17 protein-coding genes are annotated in these 17,685 nt (G+C 67.5%); 10 read left to right on the top strand and 7 right to left on the bottom strand.

The genetic code is table 11. From position 1 onward, the window contains the following. Position 1: 1 nt before the first annotated feature. Positions 2–1,579 carry an NADH-quinone oxidoreductase subunit NuoN gene (gene nuoN / locus SK571_RS38155; protein WP_319988982.1) on the top strand — a complete coding sequence of 526 codons (1,578 nt, stop codon included), beginning with the start codon at positions 2–4 and terminating at the stop codon, positions 1,577–1,579. 55 nt (positions 1,580–1,634) lie between these two features. Next, entirely contained in the window at positions 1,635–2,600 is a 966-nt protein-coding gene (locus tag SK571_RS38150) for a polyprenyl synthetase family protein (RefSeq protein ID WP_319989076.1), read from the top strand. 20 nt (positions 2,601–2,620) lie between these two features. Here the strand turns inward: SK571_RS38150 and rarD are convergent, their stop codons facing one another. Further along, on the bottom strand, positions 2,621–3,544 hold the full coding sequence (rarD, locus tag SK571_RS38145; protein WP_319988981.1) for an EamA family transporter RarD: 924 nt from the start codon (positions 3,542–3,544) through the stop codon (positions 2,621–2,623). A gap of 141 nt (positions 3,545–3,685) precedes the next feature. On the opposite strand from rarD, the gene SK571_RS38140 reads away from it, so the two are divergent. Continuing rightward, positions 3,686–5,806, top strand: coding sequence for a sunset domain-containing protein (locus SK571_RS38140; RefSeq protein WP_319988980.1), 2,121 nt, complete (start codon positions 3,686–3,688; stop codon positions 5,804–5,806). Positions 5,807–5,932: 126 nt separating this feature from the next. Further along, on the top strand, positions 5,933–7,105 hold the full coding sequence (locus SK571_RS38135; protein WP_454780192.1) for an IS30 family transposase: 1,173 nt from the start codon (positions 5,933–5,935) through the stop codon (positions 7,103–7,105). A 65-nt stretch (positions 7,106–7,170) separates the two neighbouring features. Here SK571_RS38135 and SK571_RS38130 read toward each other — a convergent pair whose 3' ends face one another. From SK571_RS38130 to SK571_RS38115, 4 genes are all read right to left on the bottom strand, one after another. After that, positions 7,171–8,220 (bottom strand): thiamine pyrophosphate-dependent enzyme, encoded by a 1,050-nt coding sequence (locus tag SK571_RS38130; protein ID WP_319988979.1) that lies wholly within the window; start codon positions 8,218–8,220, stop codon positions 7,171–7,173. After that, positions 8,217–10,055 carry a 2-oxoacid:acceptor oxidoreductase subunit alpha gene (locus SK571_RS38125; protein WP_319988978.1) on the bottom strand — a complete coding sequence of 613 codons (1,839 nt, stop codon included), beginning with the start codon at positions 10,053–10,055 and terminating at the stop codon, positions 8,217–8,219. The genes SK571_RS38130 and SK571_RS38125 overlap by 4 nt, the downstream gene beginning before the upstream one ends. Before the next feature lie 211 nt (positions 10,056–10,266). Continuing rightward, entirely contained in the window at positions 10,267–11,007 is a 741-nt protein-coding gene (locus SK571_RS38120) for an enoyl-CoA hydratase (protein WP_319988977.1), read from the bottom strand. Positions 11,008–11,017: 10 nt separating this feature from the next. Continuing rightward, on the bottom strand, positions 11,018–11,458 hold the full coding sequence (locus SK571_RS38115; RefSeq protein ID WP_089915782.1) for an Lrp/AsnC family transcriptional regulator: 441 nt from the start codon (positions 11,456–11,458) through the stop codon (positions 11,018–11,020). A 75-nt stretch (positions 11,459–11,533) separates the two neighbouring features. On the opposite strand from SK571_RS38115, the gene ddaH reads away from it, so the two are divergent. Then, on the top strand, positions 11,534–12,436 hold the full coding sequence (gene ddaH, locus SK571_RS38110) for a dimethylargininase (RefSeq protein WP_406602095.1): 903 nt from the start codon (positions 11,534–11,536) through the stop codon (positions 12,434–12,436). Positions 12,437–12,515: 79 nt separating this feature from the next. Here the strand turns inward: ddaH and SK571_RS38105 are convergent, their stop codons facing one another. Beyond that, positions 12,516–12,716, bottom strand: a complete 201-nt coding sequence (locus SK571_RS38105) for a hypothetical protein (RefSeq protein WP_319988976.1) — start codon at positions 12,714–12,716, stop codon at positions 12,516–12,518. A gap of 312 nt (positions 12,717–13,028) precedes the next feature. On the opposite strand from SK571_RS38105, the gene SK571_RS38100 reads away from it, so the two are divergent. From SK571_RS38100 to SK571_RS38090, 3 genes are read left to right on the top strand one after another with little or no spacing between them, the layout of a single operon-like run. Continuing rightward, on the top strand, positions 13,029–13,862 hold the full coding sequence (locus SK571_RS38100) for a hypothetical protein (RefSeq protein ID WP_319988975.1): 834 nt from the start codon (positions 13,029–13,031) through the stop codon (positions 13,860–13,862). A 1-nt stretch (position 13,863) separates the two neighbouring features. Continuing rightward, the gene (locus SK571_RS38095) at positions 13,864–14,172 is read left to right on the top strand and encodes a WXG100 family type VII secretion target (protein WP_319988974.1); all 309 of its coding nucleotides are present in this window, start codon (positions 13,864–13,866) and stop codon (positions 14,170–14,172) included. Further along, entirely contained in the window at positions 14,169–15,008 is an 840-nt protein-coding gene (locus tag SK571_RS38090) for a hypothetical protein (protein WP_319988973.1), read from the top strand. The genes SK571_RS38095 and SK571_RS38090 overlap by 4 nt, the downstream gene beginning before the upstream one ends. Positions 15,009–15,142: 134 nt before the next feature. Here the strand turns inward: SK571_RS38090 and SK571_RS38085 are convergent, their stop codons facing one another. After that, complete coding sequence (locus SK571_RS38085; protein ID WP_406602094.1) at positions 15,143–15,520, bottom strand: MerR family transcriptional regulator; 378 nt, start codon at positions 15,518–15,520, stop codon at positions 15,143–15,145. Between the two features lie 781 nt (positions 15,521–16,301). On the opposite strand from SK571_RS38085, the gene SK571_RS38080 reads away from it, so the two are divergent. Together SK571_RS38080 and SK571_RS38075 are read left to right on the top strand one after the other, a co-directional pair. Beyond that, the gene (locus tag SK571_RS38080; RefSeq protein ID WP_319988971.1) at positions 16,302–16,706 is read left to right on the top strand and encodes a DUF4279 domain-containing protein; all 405 of its coding nucleotides are present in this window, start codon (positions 16,302–16,304) and stop codon (positions 16,704–16,706) included. 62 nt (positions 16,707–16,768) lie between these two features. Continuing rightward, complete coding sequence (locus SK571_RS38075; RefSeq protein WP_319988970.1) at positions 16,769–17,662, top strand: IS982 family transposase; 894 nt, start codon at positions 16,769–16,771, stop codon at positions 17,660–17,662. Positions 17,663–17,685: the final 23 nt, after the last annotated feature.

Below are 17,685 nucleotides of genomic sequence, written 5' to 3'. Positions count from 1 at the left end.
CGTGAACCTTCTCGTCGCTCAGGCGCAACAGATCGAGGCGCCGGAGATCCATTACGGCGCCATCGCGCCGCTGCTGATCGTGCTCGGCGCGGCGTGCGTCAGCGTGCTGCTGGAAGCGTTGCTGCCCAAGCACCAGCGGTGGGCCGTGCAGCTCGTGCTCACGCTCGTGACCCTGGTCGGTGCCGTCGGCTCGCTGATCCTCTACGCGACGTCGGAGCGTCCCGAGCAGGGCGTGGCGACGCTGGCGGGGGCGATCGCGGTCGACTCGCCGTCGCTGTTCCTGTGGGCCACGTTGCTGGTGCTGGGCTTCGGCTCGGTGCTGTTGATCGCCGACCGCTCGGTGGAGCCGGGTGGCGCGTTCGTGGCGCAGGCCGCGATCCGTCCCGGCACCGTGCAGGACCGCGCGCAGGCGACGAAGACCGGCATGCAGACCGAGGTCTTCCCGCTCACGCTGTTCGCGCTCGGCGGCATGATGACGTTCGTCGCCTCGAACGACCTGCTGACGATGTTCATCGCGCTGGAAGTCCTGTCGCTGCCGCTGTACCTGCTGTGCGGCCTGGCTCGCCGCCGTCGCCTGCTCTCGCAGGAGGCGGCCGTGAAGTACTTCCTGCTCGGCGCTTTCGCGTCCGCGTTCTTCCTCTACGGCGTGGCTCTGCTGTACGGCTACGCGGGTTCGGTGAAGCTCTCGGCCATCGCGACCGCCGCCGGTGGCACGGACCGTTCCGACACGCTGCTGTTCGCGGGCTTCGGCCTGCTGGTGGTGGGCCTGCTGTTCAAGGCCGCCGTCGGCCCGTTCCACTCCTGGACCCCGGACGTGTACCAGGGCGCTCCGACGCCGATCACGGCGTTCATGGCCGCGTGCACCAAGGTCGCCGCGTTCGGCGGCATCCTGCGCGTGCTCACGGTGGCGTTCGAGAACACGCAGTGGGAATGGCGTGGCGTGCTCTACGGCGTCGCGGTCGTCTCGATGGTGATCGGCGCGATCCTCGGTCTCACCCAGACCGACGTGAAGCGCATGATCGCGTACTCCTCGGTGGCGCACGCGGGCTTCCTGCTGATCGGCTCGATCGCGCTGACCCCCGAGGGCGACAACCCCGGTGTGAGCGCGACCATGTTCTACCTGCTGGCGTACGGCTTCACCACGATCGCCGCGTTCGGCATCGTGTCGCTGGTCCGCAACTCGGACGGCGAGGCGACGCACCTGTCGCAGTGGGCGGGTCTCGCGAAGCGGTCGCCGATCGTGGCGGCCACCTTCACGTTCCTGTTGCTGGCCCTGGCCGGCATTCCGCTGACGTCCGGCTTCATCGGCAAGTTCGTCGTGTTCAGCGCGGCGATCGACGCCGGCCTGACGCCGCTCGTGGTGATCGCCCTGGTGGCCTCGGCCGTCGCGGCGTTCTTCTACCTGCGCGTGATCGTGCTGATGTACTTCAGCGACCCGGCTCCGGACGGCCCGACCGTGACGGTGCCCGGCGCGTTCACCACGATCGCGATCACGTTGGGTGCGGTGGTGACCTTGGTGCTCGGTTTGTGGCCCACGTTCGTGCTCGATTGGGCGGGTACCGGCTCCTTCCTCAGCTAGGTGTACGTAGTCTGCTGGTGTGACCAGTAGCGAGCATGAGGGACCGGGGTTCGCGTTGGTGGACCCCGTGCTCACCGAGGTAGTCCAGGACGGCCTGGCCGAGGTGGAGCGCATCCTGCACGACGTCGTGCAGAGCGAGTTCCACCCGGTCACGGAAACCTCGCTTCACCTTGTGGAGGCGGGCGGGAAGCGCATCCGCCCGCTCTTCACACTGCTCGCATCGCAGTTCGGCGCCGACTGGGACCGGGAAAAGGTCATCAAGGCGGCCGCTGTGGTCGAGCTCACCCACCTCGCGACGCTCTACCACGACGACGTCATGGACGAGGCGACCATGCGGCGCGGAGCGGTCTCCGCGAACGCCAAGTGGGACAACAGCATCGCGATCCTGACCGGCGACTTCCTCTTCGCCCACGCGTCCCGGCTGACCGCAGACCTGGGTACGGACGCGGCGCGGATCATCGCGGAGACCTTCTCGGTCCTGGTGACCGGTCAGATGCGCGAGACCGTCGGCCCGAAGCCCGGCGAGGACGCGATCTCCCACTACCTCAAGGTGATCGAGGAGAAGACGGGCGTCCTGATCGCCACCGCGGCCAGGTTCGGCGGCATGTTCTCCGACGCGACCGAGGAGCAGACGGACGCGCTGCGCCGCTACGCCGAGGTGATCGGGGCGGCGTTCCAGATCTCCGACGATGTGATCGACATCGCGTCGCCGTCCGTCGAGTCGGGCAAGACCCCCGGCACCGACCTGCGCGAAGGCGTGAAGACGCTGCCGATGCTCTACGCGCTGGCGGATCCGTCCGAGACGCGCCTGGCCGAGCTGCTGGCGGGACCGATCACCGACGACGAGCTGGTGGACGAGGCCCTCGACCTGCTGCGCAAGTCCTCCGGCATGGACAAGGCCCGCGAGATCCTCGACGACTACGCGGACCGGGCCCGCACGGAGCTGGGCAAGCTGCCGGAGTGCGCCGCGCGCAACGCCCTCGAAGAGCTCGCGACGTACGTCGTGGAGCGCTCCCGCTAGCAGGGTGGCGGCGACCAGCCTCAGCTGACCGGCGCGAGCGCCTGCTTGCGCCGGTTCTTCAGCGCGTCGAACGTGAAGATCGCGAGGGCCAGCCACACGAGGGCGAACCCGATCCACCTGCTGGCCGGCATCGGTTCGTGCACGACGAACACGCCCCAGGCGAACTGCAGCACCGGAGCGAGGTACTGCAGCATGCCCATCGTGATCAGCGGAATCCGTTGCGCGCCCGCGCCGAACAGCACCAGCGGGATCGCCGTGACGATGCCGGTGCTCAAGATCAGCAGCGTGTGGCCGGTGCCTTCGGTGGTGAAGGTGTTCGCGCTGCCGAGGACGAGCAGGTAGACCAGCGCGAACGGGACGATCACGACGCTCTCCGCGGTGAGGCTGGTGATGGCGTCCAGCGGCACCTTCTTCTTCAGCAGCCCGTAGACGCCGAACGAGCAGGCCAGGATCAGCGAGATGATCGGCAGCCTGCCGTAGTCCACGGTGAGCACGATCACAGCGACGATCACCACAGCGATCGCTACGGTCTGCGGCAACCGCACGCGTTCCTTCAGGAAGATCATTCCGAGCGCCACGCTCACCAGTGGCGTGATGAAGTAGCCGAGCGCCGCTTCCACGACGTGGTGGCTGTTGACCGCGTAGATGTAGGTGCCCCAGTTCACCGTGATCAACACGGCCGCTGCGGTAACGATCAGCCAGCCTTTTCCTGATAGTTCGAGGAAAGGCCGCCACCGTCGGAGGATCATGACGACGATGGCGAGCGTGACGAACGACCAGACGATCCGGTGTGCGAGCACCTCGACCGGCTGGGCGGGTACGAGGAGTGGCCAGTACGCCGGGAACAAACCCCAGAGGACGTAGGCGAGTGCGCCGTACGTGAGCCCTCGCCCCTGGGTGTGAACTTCTGGCGAAGTGGTGGCCGAGGTTGTCAGAGGGGGCACAAAATCCCACTCTACGCTGGGCTTTCCGCCCGTTATTTGCGCTGAACGGCGTAGTGACGGAGCATCATCGAAGGCACTGTAGTTTGGCCGTGCTCACCCTTCCGAGTGAGTGGTCGGTGTGGTCGTAGAAGGGGCTTACCCGTGAACATCTTCGGGCAGGTCTGGCTGTGGAGCCTGCTGTCCTTCGTTGCGGGAGTACTGCTCACCTGGTTGGTGATGGTGCGCCCCGCACGCAAGCAGATTGCCGACCTGGATGATCAACTTCTCGACGCGCGCCGGAGCGCCGCGCCGGTTGAGGCGTCCGTCACCGTCGACGACTTCGTGGTCGACGAGTGGGACGCGCCGCCGCCGCGGTCGCTGAGCGACGAGGTGCTGACGCCGCCCACGGCTGTGCCGGCACTGCCTCCCGCTCCCGCGCCGTACCAGGAGCCGCCCGCCTACTTCGGCGAGCCCGTGCCGGCTCCCGCTCCGCCGCTCCACGTTCCGCCGCTCCCGGTCGTCGAGGAGCCCGAGCAGGCGTCGCAGGAGCAGGAGTCCCACGAGCAGGCCCCGTACGAGCACACGCCGTACGAGCAGGAGTCGTTCGAGCGCGAGTCGTTCGAGACGACCACCTTCGAGGCCCAGCCCGAGGCCGATGAGGAGCCGGCCGCACAGGTCCGCCAGTACCTCGAGCCCGAAGAGGCGCAGCGCCGCTTCGAGGAGCAGCTGGCCGAGCAGAAGGCACTCGCCGACGCCGAGGACGACCGCCCGCGTTCGCTGTTCGAGCGACTCGGGCCGGGGGAGGTCCCCGCCGAGACGCCGGCCGAGCAGACGACGGTCCTGTCGCAGTCCGGGCTGGAGGCCGCGGACTTCGACGAGGAGCCCGAGCTCCCGTCCGAGCAGACGTCGCACGTGCCGCTGGTCGCCGAGCCCGGCGCGCCGGCCCGCGTGCCGACCGCGGGCCCGGAGGTCGACGACCAGTCCGACGACTTCATCTACCAGCCGCGCGAGGTCTGGGCGCAGGACGAACCGGAGACGTACCTCGACGAGGCCGCCGAGCAGGAGGACGAGCCCGCCGGCACCCGCTCCGAGCAGACGACGTTCATCGCCGTCGAGGAGAGCAGCTGGCCGGACAACGACCTCACCGGCGAGTACCCCGGCCTGCGCGACGAGATCTCCGGTCAGCTGGACGGGTTCACCGAGCCGCAGTCCGAGGTGGAGCCGGAGTCCCCGGCCGAGCAGACCGGCCTGATCGAGCCGATCGTCGAGCCGGTGGACCTGGACGCGCCGAGCGTGCGCAACGGTGTCTTCGAGTCGACGCTGGCCGAGGAGCAGGAGCGGTACACCGAGCCGGAGCCTGAGCAGGAGTCCGAGCCGGAGCCGGCGTCCACGCACGAGCAGCACGAGCAGCACGAGCAGCACGAGCAGCACGAGCCCGAGCGGGTCTTCGAGGAGTTCGTCGAGCCCGAGTACACCGGGTCGTTCTCCCAGCCGTTCATGACCCCCGGTGCCCCGCCGCCCGCGCCGTTCTCGGCGTTCGAGCCGCGGGTGGAGTCCGAGGAGCCCCAGGAGCGTTCGGTCCGCGCCGTCGGTGCCGCGTTCTCCCACGGAACTGAGACCCCGGCCGCACCGCCCGCTCCGGCCGCGCCCGCTCCGGTCGCCGAACAGCCGCGTTCGCTGTTCGAGCCGCTGCTCGACGCCGACGAGCCGTTGCCGGCCCTCGGCCAGACCCGCAAGCTGCCGGACACCAGCAACGACCAGCCGTTCGTGCCGAAGTTCGTGCCGAGCGACGAGCCGCTGCTCGCCGCCCCGCCCGAGCCGGAGCCCGAGCCCGTCGACCTGCCGCAGCGCCACACCGAGGCAGGCCTGCCGATCCGCGAGGCCCGGCGCACCACGCCTCAGCGTCAGCAGAGCTTCCCCGCGTTCTCGGCGTTCGAGCAGCCGAAGCAGGAGGCACCGCCCACGCCGTCGCTCCCGCAGCGTCCCCGTCCGGTCGGGTACTCGCCGTCCACCGGCGGCCGCCCGAACGGCACGCCCGCGGGCCCGGCGCCGGCGCGCTTCCAGCAGCCGGAGGGCTTCAACCCGCGCTCGCCGTTCGGTCCCGGCTCGGTCCTGCCGAAGTCGGACGGCCACGCGCCGGCTGCGGACTTCTCGGTGAAGGCCACGCTCACCGGCCGTCGTTACTACAGCGAGGGATCGGCGAACTTCGGCGACACCCGTGCGGACGTGTGGTTCCGCACGGAGGCCGACGCGGAGAAGGCCGGGTTCCGCCCGGCCCCGTGACCGAGCACAGCGACAAAAGGCCCCCACCGCGTTCTTGGGTTCTAGGAGTCGTCGCAACACCTCAGTTGAGGGGTTGCGGTGGACTTCGAGATCCGGGACCGGTCGGTCAATCAGGGCCGTCGTCGTCTGACGCGTGAGCGCGAGGCTTATCTTGCGCTCGTGTGTCAGGGCGTGAGCAGTCGAGAAGCATGCACGATCGTCGGGATCAACGTCCGGACCGGCAAACGCTGGCGCAACGGCCGTAACCCGACCGGCCGTCAGGCAGGGGCGCCGCCGATCACCTCGGCGGCGCCTTCTGTTGTGCGGGGCCGGTTTCTGAACGAGAACGAACGCATCGTCATCGCCGACCGCCGACGCGCCGGTGCCACGATCCGTCAGATCGCCGCCGAACTGGATCGTGATCCCGCGACAGTGAGCCGGGAGCTGCGCCGCAACGCGCATCAGGTGTCCGGCGACTACCGCCCACACGCCGTGCAGGCCCGTGCCGATGCCCGCCGGCCACGGCCGAAAGTCCGCAAGCTCGCGGCCGATACCGGGCTTCACCATGTCGTGCAGGACCATCTGGCCCGTAAACACAGTCCCGAACAGATCGCGGCGATGCTGCGACGGGACTTCCCCGACCGGCCGGAGTGGCACGTGGTCCACGAAACGATCTACCAGTCCCTGTACGTCCAAGGCCGCGGTGAGTTGCGCCGCGAGGTCGCCCTCGCGCTTCGCACCGGCCGCACCATGCGCAAACCCCGGCGACAGCCAGGACAACGCCAGCCCCGGTTCCTCAGCCCGATGGTCATGATCAGCGACCGGCCCGCCGACGCCGAAGACCGCGCCCTGCCAGGACATTGGGAAGGCGACCTGATCATCGGCAAGGACGGCGCTTCCGCGATCGGCACCCTCGTCGAACGCGCCACCCGCTACGTGATGCTGCTGCACCTACCACACGGTCGCACCGCCGAGCAGGTCCGCGACGCCCTGACCACCGCAGTCAAGTCCCTGCCCTCACACCTGTGGCAATCGCTGACCTGGGACCAAGGCGCCGAGATGGCCAGCCACGCCGCGTTCACCCTGGCCACCGACATCCCCGTCTACTTCTGCGACCCCGCCAGCCCCTGGCAACGCGGCAGCAACGAGAACACCAACGGCCTGCTACGCCAATACTTCCCCAAAGGCACCGATCTCTCGGTCCACACGCCCGAACACCTCACGTTCGTGGCCACCGAACTCAACCAGCGCCCACGCAAAACGCTCGGCTGGGACAACCCAGCCGAGCGCCTCGCTAAACTTCTGACCGAAGCCAGTTGATCACCTGTGTTGCGACGACCCCTAGAAACCGCCCGTTCTGTGGGGGCCTTTCGGTTGTTCCGGGGTCAGCCGACCACGGTCCAGGTGTCCTTGCCGTGCAACAGCTTGCTCAGGTCCGCGGCCTTGCTGGCCTTGGCCTCGTTGACCTGCGCGCGCACTCCGTCGTCGTACGTCGTGCGGTCCGCACGGCGGAACACGCCCGTGACGGTGTGCGTGAGGTCCTGCGTCGACAGCCGCGAGAGCGCGAACGACAGGTTCAGGTCCGACGCGTCGTGCACGACGATGTCGCTCGCGTCCACGTCCGCGGACTTGGCGACCGCGAGCCCGAAGCCCTCGCGGACCACGCAGTACTCGCCCTCACGACCGAACCGGATCGGCTCGCCGTCGACGACGTGGATGATCCGCCGCTGTGCCTCGTCCGCGTCCTTCAGCACGTCGAACGCGCCGTCGTTGAAGATCGGGCAGTTCTGGTAGATCTCCACGAGCGCCGAGCCGCGGTGTTCCGCCGCCTGGCGCAGCACCGAGGTGAGACCTGCCTTGTCCGAGTCGAGCGCCCGGCCCACGAAGGAGGCCTCCGCGCCCAGCGCCAGCGACACCGGGTTGAACGGGTGGTCGACCGAGCCGATCGGCGTCGACTTGGTGACCTTGCCCGGCTCCGAGGTCGGCGAGTACTGGCCCTTGGTGAGGCCGTAGATCCTGTTGTTGAACAGCAGGATCTTGAGGTTCACGTTGCGGCGCAACGTGTGGATCAGGTGGTTGCCGCCGATGGACAGCGCGTCACCGTCACCCGTCACCACCCACACGCTCAGGTCGGGCCGCGCCACGGCGAGACCTGTGGCGATGGCCGGCGCACGACCGTGGATGGAGTGCATGCCGTACGTGTTCATGTAGTACGGGAAGCGGGACGAGCACCCGATGCCCGAGACGAACACGATGTTCTCGCGCTTGAGACCCAGCGACGGCAGGAACGACTGCATGGTGTTGAGCACGATGTAGTCGCCACAGCCGGGGCACCAGCGGACTTCCTGGTCGGACTTGTAGTCCCTGGCCGTCTGCTTCTCGTCGGTGGTGGGCACCCCGGTCAAGCCGGGGATTCCGAGGTCGATCGAGGTCACGCCGACACCCCCTTGATCACGTCAGCGAGCACGTCCTGCAGCTCCTCCGCCTTGAAGGGAAGGCCCTGCACCTTGGTGTAGGAGATCGCGTCCACCAGGTACTTCGCCCTCAACAGCAACGCCAGCTGTCCCAGGTTCATTTCCGGCACGATGACCTTTTCGTACGACTTCAGCACGTCACCCAGGTTCTTGGGGAACGGGTTGAGGTGCCGCAGGTGCGCGTGCGCGACCGGGAGGCCGAGCTTGCGGACCCGCCGTGCCGCGGCGCCGATCGGGCCGTAGGACGAACCCCAGCCGACGACCAGGACCTTCGCGTTGCCGTCCGGGTCCTCGACCACGACGTCCGGCACCTCGATGCCGTCGATCTTGGCCTGGCGCAGGCGAACCATCTTGTCGTGGTTCTCCGGGTCGTACGAGATGTTGCCGGTGACGTCCTGCTTCTCCAGACCGCCGATGCGGTGCTGCAGGCCAGGAGTGCCGGGCACGGCCCACGGGCGTGCCAGCGTCTCCGGGTCGCGGGAGTACGGCTGGAAGTTCTCCGGGTCCGTCGCGAACTCGACGGTGAGGTCGGGCAGCGTCTCGACGTCGGGGATCATCCACGGCTCGGAGCCGTTCGCGATCGCGCCGTCACTCAGGAACAGCACCGGAGTGCGGTACTGCAGCGCGATCCTGGTCGCGTCGACCACTGCGTCGAAGCAGTCCGAAGGGGACTGCGGCGCCACGATCGGCACCGGCGACTCGCCGTTGCGGCCGAACATCGCCTGCAGCAGGTCGGCCTGCTCGGTCTTCGTCGGCAGACCGGTGGACGGGCCACCGCGCTGCACGTCGATCACGAGCAGCGGCAGTTCGGTCATCACGCCGAGGCCGATGGTCTCGGACTTCAGTGCGATGCCGGGACCGGACGTCGACGTCACGCCGATCGCGCCGCCGTAGGACGCGCCGAGGGCGATGCCGATGCCCGCGATCTCGTCCTCGGCCTGCACCGTGGTGATGTCGAAGTTCTTGTGCTTGCTCAGCTCGTGCAGGATGTCCGACGCCGGCGTGATCGGGTACGTGCCGAGCACGACGGGCAGCTTCGCGAGCTGGGCCGCCGCGACGATGCCGTACGCCGTCGCCGTGTTGCCGGTGATCTGGCGGTAGGTGCCGACGTTGAGCTTCGCGGGCGCCACCTCGTAGGTGACCGCGAAGGCCTCGGTCGTCTCGCCGTAGTAGAAGCCGGCGCGGAAGGCCAGGACGTTGGCCTCGGCGATGTCCGGCTTCTTCGCGAACTTCTCGCGCAGGAACCGTTCCGTGCCCTCGGTCGGCCGGTGGTACATCCACGACAGCAGGCCGAGCGCGAACATGTTCTTCGCGCGTTCGGCGTCCTTCTTGCCGAGACCGGTCTCTTCGAGGGCGCCGATGGTCAGCGTCGCCATGGCGACCTTGTGGACCTGGAACCTCTCGAGCGAGTCGTCCTCGAGCGGGTTCGAGTCGTACCCGACCTTCGTCAGGTTCCGCTTCGAGAACTCGTCGGTGTTGACGATGAGGATGCCGCCGTCCGGCAGGTCGACGACGTTCGCCTTGAGCGCGGCGGGGTTCATCGCGACGAGAACGTCGGGACGGTCGCCGGGCGTCAGGATGTCGTAGTCGGCGAAGTGCAGCTGGAACGACGACACACCGGGCAGGGTCCCCTGTGGTGCGCGGATCTCGGCGGGGAAGTTGGGCTGCGTGGCGAGGTCGTTGCCGAACGCCGCCGCTTCCGACGTGAACCGGTCTCCGGTGAGCTGCATGCCATCACCGGAGTCGCCGGCGAAGCGGATCACAACGCGATCCAGCTTGCGGGTCTCAGTGCTCATTCCTACGCCGATACCTCTCTCCAAGGGTGGCCGTGCCCCACCACGAGGGTAGTCGCCAGGACCGCCTGCGAGACGGGCCGTGTACCACCAGGCGAGACGAACTGTCCCATCTGCCGCAACGGGTCCTTAACTCAACGGTAAGCACAGCACTACCAGCGGATACCCGAATGCGGCAGACGTCACCCTCGATACCTGTTACCCAAGGTAACACTTACCGTCCGCTGATCCGAGCCTTCATCGCGGCAAGCCTCGCAGCGAACTCTGGAGTGTCGATCGAAGCGACCTGTGGGATCAGCTCGAGCGCGACCGCTTCCGCGTGGTCGTGCATTGCATCGGTCGCCCGCATCGTCGCCTTGATGGTCCGGACGAGTTCAGCCGGAGCCTCGGCAGAGGCCCTCGCCAGCTCTTTCGCCACTGTGAGTGGGTCTTCGGCCCTGGCGTAGGCCAGTCCGAGCGCGACGGCCTGGTCGGCGTCGAGGATCTGCCCGAACAAGGTCATCGCCGTGGCGGTCTGAGGGCCGACGAGCCGCTGCAGCATCCACGTCATGCCGCCGCCGGGGTGGATGCCGAGCTGCAGGAACCGCGCGTCGAACCGCGCCTTCGGCCCGGCGATCCGGACGTCCGCGGCCAGCGCGAGGTTCAGCCCCGCACCGACCGCCGCCCCGTTGACCGCGGCGATCGTGGGGATCTTCGCGTTGGCCACGGCGAGAAAGCCCTGGTAGATCCGCTTCAGCCCCTCGTCCTTGGAGTTGCCGAGCTGCGTGAGGTCCGCACCGGCGCAGAACGCCGGCGGGGCACCCGTGATGACCAGCGCGTTGGCTTCCCGTTCCGCTTCCCCGACCTTGTCCGCGAGCTCCTGCGACAGGTCGATGGTCAGTGCGTTGCGCCGCTCGGGATCGTTGATCGTGATCACGGCGACGGAATCGTGGTGCTCCAGCAGAACCTCAGCCATGCCCCGAACCCTAGGGCGCGATCGGCCGGTCCAAGAGCCGGGACAGCACAACCGTCGACACGGTCCGGTCGATGATCTCGACGGCCCTGAGCCGCTCCAGCGCGGTCTCCAGGTGGTGGATGTCCGCGGCCCGCAGGTGCACGATCGCGTCCGCGGCCCCTGACACCGTGTAAGCCGCGCTGACCTCGGCCATCGGCTCCAGCCGGTGCTGGATGTCGTGCGGTGCGACGTTCCCCTTGCAGTGCACCTCGACGAAGGCCTCGGTGCCCCACCCCAGCGCCTCCGGGTCCACCACCGCCGTGAACCCGCGCAACACCCCTGTGTCCAGCAGTTTGTCGACCCGCCGCTTCACCGCGGGCGCACTCAGACCCACCTCCTTCCCGATCTCCGCGTAGCTGGAACGGGCGTTGGCCATGAGGCACGAAATGATTCGCTGGTCGATGCTGTCCACACGCAACATTCTGCCCTAGTTAACGCAATGTCGCGGCGTTGATCGATGGTCTAACCGCCGTTTACATTTCGATCCATGACCGTATCCATCTCCGGGCCCGGCGAGCCGATCACGCTCGACATCGCCGCACCCCTCGCGGCGGCGCAGGATCTCCTTCCTGGGCGCGTGCCCACGACCCGTCGGTACCTCATGTGCCCGCCGACGTACTTCACGGTGGAGTACGCCATCAACCCGTGGATGGATCCCACTCAGCCCACCAGCACAACGCTGGCCGTGGAGCAGTGGACCGCGCTCAAGGAGACCTACGAACGCCTGGGCCACGACGTGCAGGTGATCGAGCCGGTCCCCGGCCTCCCGGACATGGTCTTCTCGGCCAACAGCGGCACCGTCATCGACGGCCGAGTCCTGGGCTCGAGGTTCAGGGCCTCCCAGCGCTCGGCCGAAGCCGACCACTTCCGCCGCTGGTTCCTGTCGTCGGGCTACAAGTCCGTGGTCATGCCCACCGCCGTGAACGAGGCGGAGGGCGACTTCACCTGGACCGGCTCCCTGCTCCTGGCCGGCACGGGCTTCCGCACGGACCCCGGCGCGCACTCGGAGGCCCAGGAGGTCCTCGGCGTCCCGGTCGTGTCCCTGCAACTGGTCGACCCGCGCTTCTACCACCTCGACGTGGCGTTGTTCATGCTCGACGACCAGTCCCCGTCCCCCCTGATCGCCTACTACCCGGAGGCCTTCTCGCCGGGATCCCAGCAGGTCCTTCGCCGGCTTTTCCCGGACGCCGTCATCGCCAACGACGACGACGCCGTGTGCCTCGGCCTGAACGCGGTGTCCGACGGCAAGCACGTCGTCATGCCGGTGGAGGCCACGCATCTCGCCGAGCAGGTGGCGCGGCGCGGGTTCGAGCCCGTGTTCGTGGACATCTCGGAGCTGCGCAAGTCGGGCGGCGGCCCGAAGTGCTGCACGATGGAACTGCGCGGCTAGACCTCGCCCACGCAGTGCCGTTCCGCGAGAGCGGAACGAAAGAACGCCCCCGGCGATCGTTGCCGGGGGCGTTCTTTCGTCAGGCCGTGAGCTGCTGCTGGTGCTGATGGACCTCGACCGGTCCGACGTGGACGGAGCTGAGGCCGAGCAGGTACCACGTGGTCGCCAGGACGGCCGTGATGACGGCCAGGGCGACCAGCAGCTTCACCAGGGCGGACCAGGTGCTCGTCAGGCGGTGGACCAGGGCCGGCCACGTGCCGGGGTCCTGCGGGGTCTGCATCGTGCTTCTCCTCGGCGAATGTTTCTCTCGTCCCTTTGCATTCAGTTAACCGACCCTTTTGAAGGGCGTCCACCGCGATTTTCGCAAGTGCTCGGCAAGATTTATAAATTGCGGATCTTGTGCGGCAGAAGTTCCGCAAATTTCCGCGCGATCGGCAAGTCTGCGGCAAGTCTGCGGGTGCGATGTCCCCTTTCTGTCAACCTTTGTGGAGACTGGTGGAGTGGAATAGGTGTCGTGAGGTGTGCGGGTGCCGAGATCGGTTAGGATTTCGGCTCCCCCATCGATCTTCGTGCCTTCGCCGAGGAGTCCCCGATGCCTCTTCCCGACGAATCGTCCCTGCACAAAGGGCTGGGCGTGCGCAGACCGGACATCGCCGACGTCCGGGAGACGCCGCTCGCGAACCTGCTCCACATCGGACGCGACGACGAGCGGGTCGTCGTGCTGGCCAAGCTCTTGTGGCAGGTCGGCGCGGCGATCGAGGGCGTGACGGCTGACGCGGACAAGCAGAAGGCGCTGACGTGCGCCTACAACCTTCCCTGGGATCCGCAGCTCAACCGCCTGGATCTCGGTGGCCGGTTGAGGTTGCTGGAACAACGCTGCCCCGGAGTACGAGGGTTCCGGGAGAACACCACCAACAAGCTGCCTTCCATTTACGTGAAGCGGATCTGCGCCTACTGGCGATCGGGAAAGAACAAGCCCGCACCCGCGGCCGAGGTCGAACGGATCGCGGCCGAGGAGCGGGAGCGCGCGGAGAGTGGTGTCGATGACGCCCTGCTGGTCATCCCGTCGATTTCTCTCGAGGAACGGATGCGCAACGTGAACTGCCCTCCGACGGCGGAGGTGGAGAGGGTGCTCCTGCGGTCGCCGTTGTTTTTCGAGATCAGCGACAGTGACCACGTCGTCACCCTGAGAAATGACGAATGTGAGCGGCTGCTGGCGTTCACCACCGCCGAGCAGTTCGCGGGGTATGCGGGGCCTGGCCGCGGGTTCGTGGAGGCGATGGGACGCGAGGTGGTCGAACAGCTGGCCGCGTTCGACTGGATCGGGCTGGCGGTGAACCCGACCGCGGAAGACCAGACGTACCTGAACCTGAGCCCGTTCGATCTTGCGCGGATCCGCCGCCAGTTGCAGACCGAGGAGGTCTGAGGTGGAGAAGTTCTCCGCAGACCTCGACGAGATCGAGGCGGTGGCCCGCAAGTTCGTCCGCGTGGCCGAGGACGTGCGCGGTCACGTCGCGTGGAAGTTCGGCATCGACACCGAACGCTGGCCCGCCGACGACCCGGTGCGCGCCGCAGTGGTCACGTATCAAACGAGCCTGCGAGCGGCGATGGAACGGCTGTGCGACCGGGCCGAGAGCATCGCCGAGTCGTTGCGCGACACGGCGGACGACTACCGCGCCGCGGACGAAGACCTCGTCCAGCGGCTGAGAGAGCTGAGGGCGGGTGAGGCGCCTTGACCCAGGACGAGGGAGACGGCGATGACTCGTCGTCTCAGCCAGGCGAGCCGGGTCAGTCCGGTGACGCCGCGGAACCGGAGGCGCCGGCGCATCCACCCGGCCACCCGAGCTGGCTGCGGATCCTGTCCGAGACGAACTCGGCCCAGCGCGCCCCGCTGGAGGAGGGTGCCGACCGGGTTCGGGGCATCGACCCGACGCACTGGTCAGGTGCCGCGCGGGACGGCTACACCGCCCGCCGCGACGAGCTCGCCGGGCAGTGGCGGGACGTGCTCGACGTCCACGACGGCGTCAGCGACCAGATCGACGGCTACAACAGGTTCCTGCTCCAGCTCCCCAGGCTGTGGGAGGACTACCGGCACGACCCCGATGAACTCCGACGGCTGAGCGCGCTGCATGACGCGACCGCCGAGCGACTGGCGCGCGCGTTGGAGGGGGAGGCGGCCAAGCTCGACCAGCTGGTGGGCGAACCGGCGTCGCGCGAGGACCTGCGCGCGACAGGACTGTGGCCGAAGCCGGCGCCGGATCAGAACCTGGCCGCGGATCCTGACCCGGTCCCGGAACCCAGGTCCGACTCCGGCTCCGGCCAGGACGCGGACACCGGCCAGGACGCCGATTCCGGTTCGGACTCGGACCCCGGTCCGGATCCGCAGTCCAGCCCTGACTCCCCGCAGTCCGACTCCACCACAACCAACTCCGGGGAGGCGCCACCACCGCACGAGCAGAGACCCGACCCGATCACGGTGCGCGAGCGGTTCCGCGAGCACGACCTCGTCAACGAGCTGATGCAGTCCGGTCGCAGGGTGGAGCGGTTCCTGTGGAAGCGCCCTGTCTCCTAGATGACTGAGCGAGAACGGCACGAGTACACGGCCTCGGTCGCCAGGACGGCGGGCTTGATCTGCGCTCGGTGAAGGCTGAACCAGCCTTCGCCAGCGCAGATCAGTCTCGCGTCAGGTCCCGATTCGCGAACGACTCACACGCTTTGCAGCGGCGGATACGGATCGTCGGATGCCGGCGGGGGAGTGAGCTTGGCGTTGAGCGCCTGAGCTTCCTGGAGCTGGTCTTCCAGGGTGACGATGCGGCAGGCGGCGTCCAGTCCTGTGCCCTGGTCGACCAAGGTGCGGACGCGAGAGGCCAGACGCAGTTGGTGGCGGCTGTACCGGCGGTGCCCGCCGGCTGAGCGCTGGGGCTCGATGAGCTTCGCCTCGTCGAGGCTGCGCAGGAAGTTCGCCGTCGTGCCGAGCAGTTCCGCGGCCCGGCCCATCGTGTAGGCGGGGTAGTGCTCGTCGTCGAACTTCTCCGCTGCGGTCTGCGGTTCGTTGTTCACAGATTCATTGCTGCCTGGGGTCATCGCGCCTCCGCATCACGAGGGGCCCCGGTGCAGTAGCACCGGGGCCCCAAGGGTTGTTGGGTTTCACTTCCACCTAGCCGACCGTGAGATCGGCATCCTCTTTCCGCATGCCCCGTACTGCAAGCGGGCGCTGCGGGGATCGCGTGTGCGTAACCGAAGACCACCTTCCAATCTGATGGAACCGCGGTACCCGTCCGGCGGAGTTCAGCCGAAGGCGGGCGATCCGATGGTGTGCAACCCTTCCCTTCTCCTCTGAGTACTGACTTTTCTTCTCTCACGTGGCTGTCGGCACCGGACCTCTTGCACATGCCGGATTCACCTCACCGACCGCCCCTGGTCACCTGCCAGAACCCCTTCCACTGATCGGCTCCGGCACATCTGACCGTCTTGCACTTGCGATTTCAAACTGCACTTGCACTTGCGATTTCAAACTGCACTTGCACTTGCGACTTCAACTTCGGAACTGCCACTTGCACCTGCTGATAATGCGGTCGCCGGCTCCGGGTTCTTGCACTGCGTCCGGTCTTGCCTGCCGACTTCCCTTGGTCGCGTGCCTCAAGCCCTAGAACAACGAGCTCTGACGCGCCTGACCGTCCTGCACTTGCTTCACGGGTAGTTCATCATCTCCCGTGTCATGTTCTCTCTCGTCCAACGAGGAGAAGACTACACACGCCAGACGGACAATGTCTACTCCCGCCACCATAGATTTGCTCGATCGGGTGACGCAGCTGTGTTGACCTGGTCTGATTCGATCAGTCCGCCCGGCAGTGAGGGGTGTCCCGTGACCGGCCAGCAACAGCACGAGTACAAGGCGTCGCTGAGGGTGTTCAGCGAGTCGCTGGCGCTGCCGGACCTCGTTGCCGCCCTTGGCGAACCCACCAGGAGCTACGACATCGGCGACCTGGTCAGTCCACGGCGCCCCGACGGCCCTCGCCGGACCAGCGCCTACTGGTCTCTCGGCAGTCAGGCGCAGCGCACAGACCCGCTCGACCAACACATCGCAGAACTCGTCACGTTCGTCGACGCGCACAGACGTGAGATCGACGCGCTCAGGGACAAGGCCCAGATCGACGCCTTCTGCGGAGTTTTCACAGGCGACGACACGCAAGGCGGCTTCACTCTCACGTCCGGCCTGATGCGCAGGCTGGGCGAGCTCAACCTGGACGTCGGCTTCGACCTGTACTAGACGAGTAAGTCCTAAGTCCGGGCGGTGTCTGGAGACGGACGAAGGGTGTTCAAGATCAGTTTGTGAGGACCGACCTGAACACCCTTCTGACCGCACTTTACGTCAAGATCGATGACTGCTTAGGCAGGCCCGCCCGGGCCGGTCGACCACCGCGGCTGACCGATGCCGAACTACTGACCCTCGCTGTCGCCCAAGCGTTGCTCGGCATCCGCTCTGAGGCGCGCTGGCTGCGGTTCCTTCCTCGTCATCTGCCCGACGCTTTCACTTACCTGCCACAGCAATCCGGCTACAACAAGCGGCTGCGCACCGCGGTCCCGCTGCTCAAAAAAGTCATCCGGCTGCTCGCCGTCGATACTGACCTGTGGACTGACGCGACCTGGGTCGTGGACTCCACGCCGGTCGAGTGCGGCCGCTCCCGCGAGACCACCAAGCGCTCCGAACTGGCCGGCTGGGCGGGCTACGGCTACTGCTCGTCGCATTCGCGGTTCTTCTGGGGCCTGCGCCTGCACCTGGTCTGCACTCCGGCCGGGCTGCCGATCACCTGGGCCCTGGCCAACCCGAAGCTCGATGAACGCCAGGTACTGATGGCGATCCTGGATCACGACCCGTCCGTGCTGGCAGACCGGCCCGGTCTGCTGATCATCGCGGACAAGGGCTACGTCTCCCGCGAGCTGGACGCGTTCCTGGCCGAACGCGGGGTCCGGCTGCTGCGCCCGTCCTATCGCAACCGCACCCCACATCCAGCTGAGCACCTGCTCAAGCCGGTGAGGCAACTGATCGAGTCAGTCAACGACACGCTCAAAGGCCAGCTCGACCTCGAACTGCACGGCGGACGCACCATCGACGGCGTCACCGCCCGCATCGCCCAACGCGTCCTCGCACTGACCGCCGCGATCTGGCACAACCGCGCCACCGGCCAGCCCATCACCCGATCCCTGATCGCCTACGACCACTGATCAGTTAGGACTTACTCGTCTAG

The sequence above is a fragment of the Lentzea kristufekii genome (assembly GCF_033949925.1).
GTDB lineage: Bacteria > Actinomycetota > Actinomycetes > Mycobacteriales > Pseudonocardiaceae > Lentzea > Lentzea kristufekii.
This window is presented reverse-complemented; position numbering and strand designations above follow the sequence as displayed.